The sequence below is a fragment of the Isoptericola sp. NPDC060185 genome (assembly GCF_042728595.1).
Taxonomy (GTDB): domain Bacteria; phylum Actinomycetota; class Actinomycetes; order Actinomycetales; family Cellulomonadaceae; genus Isoptericola.
This window is the reverse complement of sequence record NZ_JBHWYY010000029.1, coordinates 1-13219: the sequence shown is the minus strand read 5'-3', so window position 1 is coordinate 13219 and position 13219 is coordinate 1. Positions and strand designations below refer to the sequence as shown.

General features: G+C 74.9%; 12 protein-coding genes. 10 read left to right on the top strand and 2 right to left on the bottom strand.

Annotated elements, in window-relative coordinates:
* The first annotated feature begins 320 nt into the window (after positions 1 to 320).
* The 6 genes from ACFWDO_RS11480 to ACFWDO_RS11455 all read left to right on the top strand — a co-directional run bounded on the left by ACFWDO_RS11480 (position 321) and on the right by ACFWDO_RS11455 (position 4541).
* A complete protein-coding gene (locus ACFWDO_RS11480; protein WP_380323172.1) occupies positions 321 to 812 on the top strand; it encodes a Chromate resistance protein ChrB in 492 nt (163 codons plus the stop codon).
* The gene (locus ACFWDO_RS11475) at positions 809 to 1240 is read left to right on the top strand and encodes a chromate resistance protein ChrB domain-containing protein (RefSeq protein ID WP_380323174.1); all 432 of its coding nucleotides are present in this window, start codon (positions 809 to 811) and stop codon (positions 1238 to 1240) included. Before ACFWDO_RS11480 ends, ACFWDO_RS11475 begins: the two co-directional genes overlap by 4 nt.
* Positions 1241 to 1261: 21 nt before the next feature.
* Positions 1262 to 2662 carry a chromate efflux transporter gene (gene chrA, locus ACFWDO_RS11470; protein ID WP_380323177.1) on the top strand — a complete coding sequence of 467 codons (1401 nt, stop codon included), beginning with the start codon at positions 1262 to 1264 and terminating at the stop codon, positions 2660 to 2662.
* A gap of 63 nt (positions 2663 to 2725) precedes the next feature.
* On the top strand, positions 2726 to 3349 hold the full coding sequence (locus ACFWDO_RS11465) for a YdcF family protein (protein ID WP_380323180.1): 624 nt from the start codon (positions 2726 to 2728) through the stop codon (positions 3347 to 3349).
* Between the two features lie 66 nt (positions 3350 to 3415).
* Positions 3416 to 3817, top strand: coding sequence for a hypothetical protein (locus ACFWDO_RS11460; protein ID WP_380323183.1), 402 nt, complete (start codon positions 3416 to 3418; stop codon positions 3815 to 3817).
* A 28-nt stretch (positions 3818 to 3845) separates the two neighbouring features.
* Positions 3846 to 4541, top strand: coding sequence for a helix-turn-helix transcriptional regulator (locus tag ACFWDO_RS11455; RefSeq protein ID WP_380323186.1), 696 nt, complete (start codon positions 3846 to 3848; stop codon positions 4539 to 4541).
* A 20-nt stretch (positions 4542 to 4561) separates the two neighbouring features.
* On the opposite strand, the gene ACFWDO_RS11450 is transcribed toward ACFWDO_RS11455, so the two are convergent.
* A complete protein-coding gene (locus tag ACFWDO_RS11450; RefSeq protein WP_380323189.1) occupies positions 4562 to 6214 on the bottom strand; it encodes a molybdopterin-dependent oxidoreductase in 1653 nt (550 codons plus the stop codon).
* Between the two features lie 72 nt (positions 6215 to 6286).
* Positions 6287 to 6826 (bottom strand): hypothetical protein, encoded by a 540-nt coding sequence (locus tag ACFWDO_RS11445; protein ID WP_380323192.1) that lies wholly within the window; start codon positions 6824 to 6826, stop codon positions 6287 to 6289.
* Between the two features lie 297 nt (positions 6827 to 7123).
* Here ACFWDO_RS11445 and ACFWDO_RS11440 point away from each other — a divergent pair, with 297 nt between their 5' ends.
* From ACFWDO_RS11440 to ACFWDO_RS11425, 4 genes are all read left to right on the top strand, one after another.
* Positions 7124 to 8161, top strand: a complete 1038-nt coding sequence (locus ACFWDO_RS11440) for a putative F420-0 ABC transporter substrate-binding protein (protein ID WP_380323195.1) — start codon at positions 7124 to 7126, stop codon at positions 8159 to 8161.
* Positions 8158 to 9243 (top strand): putative F420-0 ABC transporter permease subunit, encoded by a 1086-nt coding sequence (locus ACFWDO_RS11435; protein WP_380323198.1) that lies wholly within the window; start codon positions 8158 to 8160, stop codon positions 9241 to 9243. The genes ACFWDO_RS11440 and ACFWDO_RS11435 overlap by 4 nt, the downstream gene beginning before the upstream one ends.
* Positions 9240 to 10103 (top strand): ATP-binding cassette domain-containing protein, encoded by an 864-nt coding sequence (locus tag ACFWDO_RS11430; protein ID WP_380323201.1) that lies wholly within the window; start codon positions 9240 to 9242, stop codon positions 10101 to 10103. Before ACFWDO_RS11435 ends, ACFWDO_RS11430 begins: the two co-directional genes overlap by 4 nt.
* A 361-nt stretch (positions 10104 to 10464) precedes the next feature.
* Positions 10465 to 13050, top strand: a complete 2586-nt coding sequence (locus ACFWDO_RS11425; protein ID WP_380323204.1) for a PQQ-dependent sugar dehydrogenase — start codon at positions 10465 to 10467, stop codon at positions 13048 to 13050.
* Positions 13051 to 13219: the final 169 nt, after the last annotated feature.

Below are 13219 nucleotides of genomic sequence, written 5' to 3'. Positions count from 1 at the left end.
CTGGGAACGGGCGGGCGGTGGTACGGGTCGCCTGGTCGACGACCTGGTGCTGCCGTGCGAGGACGACGCCCCCGCCCGAAGGCGCGGACACCGCGGTACCACCCCGCTTGCGGGCGCCGCTGGTGCCGGCGCCCGCCGCTCGTTCACGGCTGTCACGGGCCTACCCGTCCGGTTCTACTGAGAGTGCGTGTGCGCTCGGTTCTTCCGGAGGCTCGCCGGTGATGGCCGGGTCGACGCCTGTGCGTCCATGGTAGCCAGGCGCGCAAGCCGGTTCGGGCGCAGGGTGGTGGCGGTCGTGTAACCACGGTTACATTCCTGCCGTGGGTGGGGAATGGGTGCTGCTGAGCTACCGGCTGCCCCGCGAGCCGTCGGCGCCGCGGGTGGCCCTGTGGCGCAGGCTGAAGCGACTGGGGGTGGCCCAGGTCTCCGACGGCCTGGTGGCGCTGCCCGCGGACGCCCGCACGCGGGAGCAGCTGGAGTGGGTGGCCGAGGAGGTCGCGGAGCGCGGCGGCACGTCGAGCGTGTGGCTGGCCCGCCCGTCGACCGCCGCACATGAGCGCGACCTTGCCGCGGCGATGGCCGCGGACCGCGCCACCGAGTGGACGGCGCTCGCCGAGTCCGCCCGCACGGCCCTCGCGTCGACGCCGAGCGAGCAGCGCAGCACCCTGGCCCGGCTACGGCGCACGAGCCGGCAGGTGACGCGCCGCGACTTCTTCCCCGCGGCCGAGCGCGACGCCGCCAGTGCTGCGCTGCGCGACCTGGAGAACCTGGTCGCCCGCCACGAGGACGCGCCTGCCGGGAGGACGCGATGAGGTGGGCGACCCGCGCCGGGGTGCACATCGACCGCGCGGCGTGCGCGTGGCTGATCCGACGCTTCATCGACGAGCACGCCGAGTTCGTGTTCGTCAGCGACGCCGCCGACGTCCCGGCCGACGCCACCGCGTTCGACATGCGCGGCGTCGAGCTGGGGCATCACGGGGCGCGCTGCAGCTTCGAGACCTTCCTCGAGCGGTACGAGCTGACCGACCCGGTCCTGGCACGGATCGGGCAGATCGTGCACGAGGCCGACCTCGACGACGACCGCTTCGACGCCCCCGAGGCGCCCGGCCTCGACGCGATCCTGCGCGGGCTGTCGATGACCGGCGACGACGAGGCGACCCTCGCCGTCGCCGGACCCCTCTTCGACGCGCTGTACGAGTACTTCCGCCGCTCCTACCTGCTCGGCCACGAACCGGCCTGAGCGCGACCACCGAGGATCGCCGTGCACGAGCACCCCACGGGCAGGCCCGACCCCTCGGGGTCGGTCGCCGCGCAGCGCGATCTCGTCCCGTTCCGTACCGCGGTGCGGACCTGGTTCGCGATCTCCTGGCAGACGTTCGGTGGCCCGGCCGGGCAGATCGCCGTCATGCAGCGCACCCTCGTCGACGACAAGCGCTGGATCGGCCAGGGCCGCTTCCTGCACGCCCTGAACTACTGCATGCTCCTGCCCGGGCCCGAGGCCCAGCAGCTCGCCGTCTACACCGGGTGGCTCCTCAACGGGCTGCGCGGCGGCTTCGTCGCCGGGATCTTCTTCGTCCTGCCCGGCATGCTGTGCCTGCTCGCGCTGTCCGCGATCTACGTCGCGTTCGGCGACACCCCGCTCGTGACCGGCATCTTCGCCGGACTGGCCCCCGCCGTTCTCGCGATCGTCGTGCAGGCCGTGACCCGCGTCGGGAGACGGGCCCTGACCAGCCCCGCACTGATCGCGCTCGCCGTCGCCGCGTTCGTCGCCCTGACCCTCTTCGCGGTGCCGTTCCCGCTCGTGATCCTCGGAGCAGGGATCCTGGGCTGGCTCGTGCACCGGTACGCACCCGACCTGATCACGGTGCGGCGTCCCGCCACCCCCGACGACGGTCCCGCGCCGCTCATCCCCGACGACGCCCTGCACGCCGAGCGACCCTCGGGACGGCGGGCACTGCGCGTGCTGGTCGTCGGGCTGCTCGCCTGGTCCGTCCCCGTGGTCGTGGTCGCCCTCGCCACCGGCGTGGGCAGCAGCCTGACCCAGCAGGGCGTGTTCTTCTCCGGCACCGCGCTGGTCACCTTCGGCGGCGCGTACGCCGTCCTGGCCTACGTCGCCCAACGCGCCGTCGAGACCTATGCCTGGGTCACCCCCACCGAGATGACCAAGGGCCTCGCCCTCGCCGAGACCACACCGGGGCCCCTCATCATGGTCGTCCAGTTCGTCGCCTTCCTCGGCGCCTACCGCAACCCCGGCGACCTCGACCCCTGGGTCGCCGCCACGATCGGCGCCCTGCTGACCACCTGGGTCACCTTCGTCCCCTCGTTCCTGTTCATCTTCCTCGGCGCGCCCTACGTCGAGAAGCTGCGCGGCAACCAGGCCCTCGGCGCAGCCCTCGCCGCGATCACCGCCGCCGTGGTCGGGGTCATCGCCAACCTCGCCCTCTACTTCGCCACCCACACCCTCTTCGCCACCTCGACCACCTGGACCGCCGGGCCGCTCCACCTCGAGGTCCCGGACCTCACCGCCGTCCAACCGGTCGCCGTCGCCATCGCCGTCGCCGCGACCGGCCTGCTCTTCGTCGCACGCTGGTCCGTGCTGCGCACCCTCGGCGTCTGCGCCGCCCTGGGCCTCGTCGCGACCCTGCTCGGCGCGCCGCTCTGACCGCCTGGTGCAGCGGCCCGGACCTGGTCCCGGGGGCGGGAGCCGCGGGATAGCCTCGCCTGCATGCGCCGCGGACCGTTCCTCGCCGTCTCCGGGACCGTCGCCTCGTGCGTCGCCGCGCTCGTGGCGGGCGAGTGGCTCAACCGGCGCTGGTCGCGCGCGCTCGTCGCCGAGGCGAGCCCGTCCGAGGGGACGCAGGCCGTCGTCGTGCTGGGCTTCCGCAACCCCGGCCCCGCGGCCAACGCCGTGAACCGATGGCGGGTCCGCGCCGGGCTCCGGTCGATCGACCCGGCCGCACGGTCGATCCTCGTGCTCAGCGGCGGCGCCACCACCGGCGGCCGGTCGGAGGCGAGCGTGCTGGCCGCGCACGCCGTCGCCGTCCTGGGCTACGACGGGCCCCTCGTGCTCGAGGAGGAGAGCCGCACGACGTGGGAGAACGTCGCCCGCGTGCTCCCGCTGGTCGAGGGCGCCGACCGCATCACGATCGTGTCCCAGCCCGCCCACGCCCTCAAGGCGCGCGTCTACGTGCGGCGGCAGCGGCCCGACCTGGCCGGTCGGCTGACCCGCGCCGACGACCACCGCTGGGGCGAGTGGCTCGCGCTGAAGCCGGCGCTCGCCGCCTACGGGCTGTGGACGCTCCGGGGAGTGCGCGCCGACCTCCCCCGGCCCACCCGCCGAGGACGGTGACGGCGGGCGCCCGGGTCCGAGGAACACCGACACACCGCTGTCGCCGTACCCCGCGACCGTGGCGTCATGACCACCACGACATCGCTGACCGTCACCGACCTGCTCGACGGCTGGGCGCGCCTCTGGAACGGCGACCTCGGCCTCGCGCCGACCCTCGCCACCGACGACTTCACGATCCGCTTCGGAGACCCTGCTCTCGCACCGGCCGACGACGGGCGCGGGCCCGACGCCCTGGCGGCGTTCGTCGGCGCCTTCCGCGCCGGGCGGGGCGGGCTCTGCTACGCCACGGTGCTCGCCCGGTCGGGTCCCGGGCACGCCACGGCCGTGTGGGCGGCCGACGATGACGCCGCCGGCCTGCACGTCGGCGGGATCGACCTGCTGGACCTCGCCGCCGACGGGCGCGCGCGCCGGGTCTGGTCCGTGACCGCGCGGCGGCCCGTCGCCGCTGACCACGACCTGACCGACTGATGTCACCGGCCCCGGGCAGCCTGGACCCGTGACACGGACCGAGCGGCTGCACGCCGTCCTCGACCATCTGCGGGCGCGGGCGCCACGGCCGGTGACGGCGGCGCGGCTGGCCGCGGAGCTGGGCGTCTCGACGCGGACGATCGAGCGGGACCTGGCCGCGCTGCGGGCCGCCGGCGTGCCCGTGTACGGGGTCGAGGGACGTGCCGGCGGGTACTCCGTCCTCGCGGACTACTCGCTGCCGCCGCTCCACCTCCGCGCCGACGAGGCGCTCGCCGTCGCCGTGGCGCTCGGGCTGCTCGCCGGTTCACCGTTCGACCGCGCGGCCCGCCGGGCGCGGGACCGCGTGCTGGCCGGGGCTCCCGAGCCCGTGCGGGCGGCCGTGTCGGCCGGGATCGTCCCCGTCGACACGGTGGGCGCAGAAGGTGCCGTGGGCGCGCCCGAGGACCGCGGCCGGCTCGGCCGGCTGCCGGCCGCCGTCGCGGGTCGCCAGGTGCTCCGCCTGCGGTACCGGGGCAAGGACCGCGAGGTGGAGCCCCTGCGGCTGCTGCACGGCGACGGCCGCTGGTACCTCGTCGGCTGGGCACGGCCGGGGGGCGGGGTGCGCGGGTTCCGCGACGACCGGATCGAGTCCGTCGAGCTCACGGGAGAGACGTTCCGCGACCTCCACCGCGCCGAGGTGGACGCCGACCTGGCCCGCTGGGACCGCACGGCGCTCACCCCCTGAGCCTCCGGGGAACCCCGGGGTCAGGTGATCGTCAGCGGGATGGTCTGCCAGCCCGTCGCGCCGTCGGGCGCGGGGGGCGCCTCCGCCTCGACCTGCACGTTCCCGTCGGCGTCGGTCGCGCGGACCGTCACGGAGTGGTCGCCCTTCGTCGCGGCCCAGTCGAGGCGCCACTGCCGCCAGGTGTCCGGGCCGACGACGGGCGCGAGCTCGGCCTCCTGCCACGCGCCGTCGTCGACCCGCACCTCGACGCGCGCGATGCCGGTGTGCTGCGCCCACGCCACCCCCGCGACCGTCACCGCGCCGGCGGGCAGGTCGTCGCCCGGTCGGGGGACGTCGATGCGCGAGGACAGCTTGATCGGCCCCAGCGCGGACCAGCCGCGCGGGGTCCAGTAGCCCTGGTCGGCGGCGAAGGTGGTGACCTTGAGCTCGGTGACCCACTTGGTGGCCGACACGTACCCGTACAGGCCGGGCACCACGAGCCGCGCGGGGAAGCCGTGCTCGGTCGGCAGGGGCTCGCCGTTCATCCCGACGGCGAGCAGGCTCGCCCGGCCGGCGTCCTGCAGCACCTCCAGCGGCGTGCCGGCGGTGAAGCCGTCCGTGCTGCGCGAGAGCACCATGTCCGCGCCCGCCTGCGGCTTCGCCCGCGCCAGCAGCTCGCGCACCGGGTAGCCGAGCCAGCGCGCGTTCCCCACGAGGCCGGCCCCCACCTCGTTGGAGACGCACGTCAGCGTGACGTCGTGCTCCTCCAGCGGCAGGGCCAGCAGGTCGTCCCAGGTGATCGTGAACGGCTCGTCGACCAGGCCCGTCACGGTCAGGGACCAGTCCCCCGGGTCCACCTGCGGCACGATCAGCGCGGTGTCGATCCGGTAGAACTCCGCGTTCGGCGTCACGTACGGGGACAGGCCCGGGACGGCCCCGGGGCCGCCGAAGTCCACGCCGGCCGGGAGCGGAGGCGCGGTCGTCGCGGCGCGGGGCAGCCGGACCGCCTCGCGCGCCGCCGTCACGACGCGGCTCCCCGCGGACACGACGCGCGACGCCCCGAGCGCGAGGACGGCCCCCGCGGCCGCCACGCCGGTCCACTGCAGGAACCGCCGCCGGTCGATCGCCTCGCGCCAGTCCGCGCCGGGCCGCTCGTCCTCGGCGAACCAGATCTCGACGCGGCTGAGCAACGCGTTCAGCACCACGACCGCCACCACGACGCCGACCAGGCTCGGCAGCGCCCACACGACGCTCGCGCCCGGGCGGCCCGCGGCCACGACGGCGGCGGCCGCGCCCACCGCGCCCACCAGGACGGCGCCCCACGGCGGGCGCCGGCGCTGCAGGAACCCGGCGAACGCGGCGCCCGCGAGCGCCACGACGCCCATCGTCGCGAGCAGCACGGCTTTGTCCGCGGTGCCGAACCAGGAGACGGCGAGGTCCTTGAGCCAGCCGGGCACGCCGTCGACCACCGCGCCGCCGACGGCGAGGACCGGGCTGGACGACGGGTCGACGACCGCCGCGACCAGCTCCGCCACCGCCAGGCCGGCCGCCGTCGCGACCACCCCCGCGAGCGCCGCCCACCACCCGTCGCGCCGCCGCGGCTCGGGCGGGACCCAGGTCTCGAGCGCCCAGCCCGCCGGGTCGCCGGGGTCCGCGGGCCTGGCGGCGGGCTGCCGCCGCGACGTCCTGCTCATGTCCTCAGCGTCCCACCCGTCGTCCGGGCCCGCGCAAAGATTGCAGGTTCGTCAGAACTCACCGTCGGGACTTCACCGTCCGGCCGGCGGGCCGGGGTCCGGCCAGCGGGCGAGGTGCCCGAGCCACGCGACGGCGAGCCACGATCCCTCCAGCACGAGCTCGAGCCCCGGTCCCGCCACGGTCGCCTGGCAGCGGGTGTCGAGCGTGACGGGCCCCTCCTGCCCCGGCGCGACGGCGAACGAGCGCAGCGCGAGCGTCGCGCGGTCGACCTCGACCTCGCCGCCGGCCCCGGGCAGCTCGACCCAGAACCGCGGGGCCGTCGCCCACAGGCGCGGTCGGTCCTCCCCCGGTGCGGCGGCCCACGGCGCGGTGCCGCCGACGACGACGCACGGGAGCTCTGCGACAGGCTGCGCGGGGTCGCGGGGCACGCGCGGCTCGTCCGTCCCGAACCCGGAGACCTCGCCGGCCGGGGCGGAGCCGTTCGCGATCGACAGCGCGAGGTCGACGGCGCTGCGGACGAGGCCTGTCGCCGCGCCCGCGCTCTCCCGTGCGCCGCGACGCCGGCGTCGCGGCCGCCGCCACGAGATGGCGTCCTGCACGCGACTGGTCATGACGCCGGAGCGTAACGCCCCGCACGCAGGCCGGACGTGACCCCGGCCGCACGTCGACGTAGTCCCCGATGTCGCTTCTGGCGCGAGATGCGACATCGGCTACTACGTCGACGTCCGGTGGGCGAGAGCACGACCGGCCGCGGGCGTACTAGGCTCGACGCCGGATCACGGGCCCGACTCTGGCCCGTCGGCGCGACCCGGGCCGTGGGCCGCGGTTCCACCGGCGCGAGATGACGCGCCGTCCTGGACCTTGACCGCCCCACGACATCCCCGACCCGTGATCCTGGAGCCCCCCGCGTGCCTCGCCGCCCCCTTCCCGCCGTGCCCGCCGTCGTCCCCACCGTGCTGCTCACCGCCCTGTCCCTCGTCGCCCTCGCGGGCTGCGCCCAGGATCCCGCCGACGCCGCGTCCTCGGCCGCCCCGAGCGGCGCGTCCACCGGGGGGACCGCCTACCCGCTCACCCTCGACAACTGCGACACGCAGACCACCGTCGACGCCGTGCCGCAGCGGGTCGTGACGATCAAGTCGAGCACCACCGAGATGCTGCTGGCGCTCGGCCTGGGCGACCGCATCGTCGGTTCGGCGTTCCTCGACGGCCCGGTGCCCGACTCCCTCGCAGGCGCCGCCGCCGACGCGCCCGCCGTCGCTGCGCCGATGTCCGACCAGGTGCCCGGCACCGAGGCCGTGCTCGGCCTGGAGCCCGACCTCGTGTACGCCGGCTGGGAGTCCAACCTCACCGCCGACGGCGCAGGCGACCGCGACACCCTCGCGAAGCTGGGCGTCGCGACCTACGTCTCCCCCGCCGCCTGCAAGTCCCCGGAGGCCATGCCCGACCCGCTGACGTTCGACGACGTCTTCGCGGAGATCGACGAAGTGGGCGAGATCTTCGACGTCCCGGACGCCGCCGCCGACCTCGTCGCCGCCCAGCGGGACACCCTCGCGTCCGTGACGCCCGACGACCGCGGCCTGGACGCCCTCTGGTACTCCTCCGGCGACGACATCCCCTACGTCGGCGCCGGGATCGGAGCCCCGCAGATGATCATGGACGCCGTCGGCCTCGAGAACGTCGCGGGCGACGTGCACGACACGTGGACGTCGTTCTCGTGGGAGCAGGCCATCGAGGCCGACCCGGACGTCATCGTGCTCGTCGACGCGACCTGGAACAGCGCCGAGCAGAAGATCGAGCGGCTGGAGTCCAACCCCGCCACGGCGCGGCTGACGGCCGTGCGCGAGGGCCGCTACCTCACGGTGCCGTTCCCGGAGTCGGAGGCCGGGGTGCGCAACGTGGACGCCGTCGTGGACCTCGCCGACCAGCTGGCGGGCCTCGACCTGTGACCGTCCAGGCCCGGCCCGACGCGCGCCCCGCGCCACCGGCCCCCGAGAACGGGCACCCGGGCGCGCGCCGCGGCGCCGTGTGGTGGCTGCCCGCGGCCGCCGTCGTGCTGGTGGGGACCGTTCTCGTGACGGTGACGATCGGGCCGGCCGACCTGTCCGTCGCGGACGTGTGGCGCGCGATCGCCACGCACCTCGGCCTCGGTGGCGCCCTCGGCCTGGAGCCGCTGGGCGCGCTGCCCGACGGCATGGTCTGGGAGCTGCGCCTGCCGCGTGTCCTCACCGCGGCGGCCGTGGGCTCCGGACTCGCCGTGTGCGGCGTCGTCATGCAGTCCCTCACGCGCAACCCGCTGGCCGACCCGTACCTGCTGGGGCTGTCGTCCGGCGCCTCCCTCGGCGCGGTCCTCGTCCTCGTGGCGGGGCTGACCGTGCTGCTTCCGGTCGCGGCGTTCGGCGGCGCGGTCGCGGCGCTGGCCGCCGCCCTCGGGCTCGCCGGGGCGATCGGCACGATCACGCCGACGCGCACCGTCCTGGCCGGGCTCGCGGTGAGCCAGCTCGCCGCCGCCGCGACGAGCTTCGTCATCTTCTGGTCGGCCACCGGCGACTCGTACCGCGAGATCCTGTCCTGGCTGATGGGCTCGGTGGCCGGGGCCACGTGGACGTCGGTGGCGATCACGGGCGTGGCCGTGCTGGTGCTCGGCACGCTGCTCGCCTCGACGGGGTCCGTCCTCGACGCGTTCACCTTCGGCGACACCGCCGCCGCCGCGCTCGGCGTGCCGGTGGCGCGGGTGCGCTGGCTGCTGCTGGTGGGCGTCGCCCTGCTGACGGGCGCTCTGGTCTCGCAGTCCGGGTCGATCGGCTTCGTCGGCCTCATCCTGCCGCACGCCGTGCGCCTCCTCACGGGCGCGCGCCACCGGCTGCTGCTGCCGCTGTCCGCGCTGTGCGGGGCGTCGTTCCTCGTCTGGGCGGACACCCTGGCCCGCACCGTCTTCGCGCCGCGCGAGGTGCCGGTCGGCATCGTCACCGCCGCGATCGGCGCCCCGGTGTTCGCCCTGCTGCTGTGGCGCGGGCGGAGGATCGCATGAGCGCCGGCGCCGACCTCGCCGCGGCGGCCCGCGCCGCCGGGCCCGGCTCCCCTGCCGCGGGCCTCGATGCCTCCCGGGTCTCGTGGGCGACGGGCGGGCGGCTGATCCTCGACGGCGTGGACGTCACCGCGCCGCCGGGCGCGGTGAGCGGCCTGCTCGGTCCGAACGGGTCCGGCAAGTCGACGCTGCTGCGCGTCGTCGCGGGCGTGCAGCCGCCGTCGGACGCACGGCTCGACGGCACCGTCGGCGCGCCCCGCGTCACGTTCGCCGGGGCGGACCTGCTCGCCCTGCCGCGGCGCCGCCGTGCCCGCACGCTCGCGTTCGTCGAGCAGGAGGCCTCCACCGACCTGCCCGTGACCGTGCTCGACGCCGTCCTGCTCGGACGCATCCCGCACCGCTCCCTGCTGGCCGGCGACTCCGCGTCCGACCGCGCCGCCGCCCTGCGCGCCCTCGACGAGGTCGGCGCCGCGGGGCTCGCGGACCGCCAGGTCACGACCCTGTCCGGGGGCGAGCGCCAGCGGGTGCAGATGGCCCGCGCGCTCGCGCAGGAGCCCGCGCTGATCCTGCTCGACGAGCCCACCAACCACCTCGACATCGCGGCCCAGCTCGACGCGCTGCGCGTGCTGCGCGCCCTCGCCGACCGCGGCGTCACCGTGCTCGCCGCCCTGCACGACCTGCAGCTCGCCGCCCAGCACTGCGACCACGTGGTCCTGCTCTCAGGCGGCCGCGTGGTCGCCGCCGGCGACGTGCGCGACGTCCTCGTGCCCGACGTCCTCGACCCCGTCTACGGGGTGCGCACCGAGGTGCTCACGCACCCGCGCACGGGCCGCCCCGTGCTGACGTTCACGCGCCGCGACTGAGCGGCGCGACCCCCTCACGCCGACCGGCGACACGTCGCAGTCGACAAGCGCCCAACTTTTGATTGACTATCGACGGAAGTCTCGTAGGATGACGACCAGGTGGTCGGCAACGACTCATCCTGCGCAACGGTTCCACCGTCGCCCGCGCCGAGCAGGCGCGACGCGACGCGCACCCCCGCATGACGACGTGCGGCGGCTCCGCTCGACGACGAGACGAGGAGGGCAGACCCAGGGCGCCGGACAGGCCCCCGACCAGGAACGACACAGAACCGGGCCACCCTGATCCGTCGTTGGCGCGACGGGGGTGACCCGGTCCGGATGACCTCTCGCAGGCGACTGAACCTCACAGGAGTGGCATCAGATGAAGCATATCCACGCGAACAGGGCCCCGAGCCGGCGCGCGACCGCCGCGCTGACCGCGGGCCTGCTGGCGCTCACCGGCATCGGCGCCGCCACGGCGCCCGCCGTCGCGCACGACGGCGTCGACCACGCGGCCGAGCCGGGCGGCGACGCCGCGCTCGACTGGTCCAACTACGAGAAGATCACGCTCACCAAGGACGTCGGCGAGCCGATCGACATGGCGGTGCTCCCCGACAGCCGGGTGCTGCACACCGCCCGCAACGGCGACGTCCGCCTCACCGACCCGTCGACCGGCGTCACGAAGGTGATCAACACCCTCGACGTGTACGCCAACTCGGAGGACGGGCTCCAGGGCATCGCCATCGACCCCGACTTCGAGACGAACGGCTGGGTCTACCTCGTCTACGCCCCGCGGGACGCGGACGGCGACGGCGTGTCGGACACCCCCACGGGCAACGCCCCGGAGAAGCTGCCCGCCGGCGAGGACGAGAGCTACTGGGACCGGTGGAAGGGTGTCAACCGCCTGGCACGGTTCCAGTGGACGGGCGACAAGCTCGACCTCACCACCGAGCAGAAGATCCTCGACGTGGGCACGCAGCGCGGGCAGTGCTGCCACGTCGGCGCCGACATCGACTTCGACGGCGACGGCAACCTCTACCTCTCGACGGGCGACAACACGCCCGCGGGCACTCCGGGCGCGAACGGCTTCGCCCCGAACAACGACGCCCCCGGAATGAACCCGGGCTTCGACTCGCGTCGCGGCGCCGGGAACACCAACGACCTGCGCGGCAAGATCCTGCGCATCCACGTCGAGGCCGACGGCTCGTACACCATCCCCGAGGGCAACCTGTTCCCGCCCGGGACCGACAAGACGCGCCCCGAGATCTTCGTCATGGGCGTGCGCAACCCGTTCCGCATCGACGTCGACCCCGCGTCGAACACGCTCTCGTGGGGCGACTACGGCCCGGACGCCTCGCGCGCCGTCGCCGAGGCGAACAACCGTGGGCCCATGGGTCTCGTGGAGTGGAACGTCGTCTCCCTCGACGACCCGCACAACTCCGGCTGGCCCTACGTGACGGGCGACAACTTCGCCTACAACGAGTGGGACTTCGCCACGGCCACCCCCGGGGAGTTCTTCGACCCGGAGAACCTGAAGAACAACTCCCGCTGGAACACCGGGCTGGTCGACCTGCCCCCGGCGCGGCCCGCGACCCTCTGGTACGGCGACAACGTCGGCGACCAGCCGTGGGACGAGCTCGTGAGCTTCGGCAGCGGTTCCGGTCAGGCGCCCATGGGCGGCCCGGTCTACCACTACGACGCGGACAGCACCGCCCCCGGCAAGCTGCCCGAGTACTGGGACGGCAAGCACTTCATGGGCGAGTTCTCCCAGGACTACCTGGCCGCGTTCACCGTGGACCCGGAGACGCTCGGCGTCACGCACATCGAGGACTTCATGCCGAACTCGATCATCGGGCCGGCCGGCCAGCCGATCAACGACAACCCGATGGACATGGAGTTCGGGCCGGACGGGTCGCTGTACGTGCTCGACTACGGCGACGGATTCTTCCGCGCCAACCCGGACGCCGGGCTGTACCGGATCGACTACGCCGCCGGGAACAAGGCGCCGCAGGCCCGGTTCACCACGACGCCCGACTCCTCGTCGTCGGCCCCGCTGGAGGTGACGTTCGACGCGAGCGCCTCGTCCGACCCGGACGGCGACGCCCTCACGTACGACTGGGACGTCGACGGCGACGGCACGTTCGACCTCAGCGGGGTGACGGCGAAGTACACCTACACGGAGCTCGGCCAGTACACGGCGCGCCTGCGCGTCACGGACGCCAGCGGCAAGCGGTCGCTGACCTCGAAGGTGATCTCGGTCGGCAACCAGGCCCCGGAGGTCACCGTCGAGTTCCCGTCGAACGGCGCGTTCTTCAACTGGGGCGACGCCATCCCGTTCAAGGTCACCACGAAGGACGCCGAGGACGGCGACGCGACCGTGTGCGACCGCGTGAAGTGGACGTACGGCCTGGGGCACGACGAGCACGCCCACCCCGAGCTCTCGGGCACGGGCTGCGAGGGCGTGTGGCAGACCGACGCGAACTCGCCCGAGCACGGCGCCGGAGCCAACCTCTACGGCGCGGTCGTCGTGACCTACACGGACGGCGGTGCCAACGGGCAGCCCCCGGCCTCGGGCGAGGCCACGGTGCGGCTGAACCCGTTCGTCCAGGAGGCCGAGTTCCACCCGGTCACCGGCGGTGAGGTCGTGGACGACGCGTCCGCGAACGGCGGCAAGGCCGTCAGCCTCGGCAAGAAGGGCTCCCTGGAGGTGGGGCCGGTCGCGTTCGACGGCATCGACGACGTCGTCGTCCGCGCGTCCGGCAAGGGCCAGCTCTGGCTCCGCTGGGGCTCCGCGACGGGCCCGTCGTTCGCCAAGGTCTCCCTGCCGTCGACGGGGACGCTGACGGACATCGTCGTGCCGCTCGCCTCGGCGCCGAAGGGCAGCGGGACGCTCTACGTGACGACGAACACGGGGGCCGTCGTCGACACGCTGACCTTCCGTGGCCCGGGAGTCGGCACCGCGAAGTGACGGCGGGGCCGGTGCCGTGGGCGTGGCCCTCGGCACCGGCCCGTACCACCGCGGCGGGGGGGGGGCCGCCCCCCCCCCCGCCCCCCCCCCCCCAGCGAAGGAAAACACCCAAAACCACCCCGCCGCCCCCCCCCCCGATAAAACGCCCGCCGCCGGCCCCCCCGGCCGC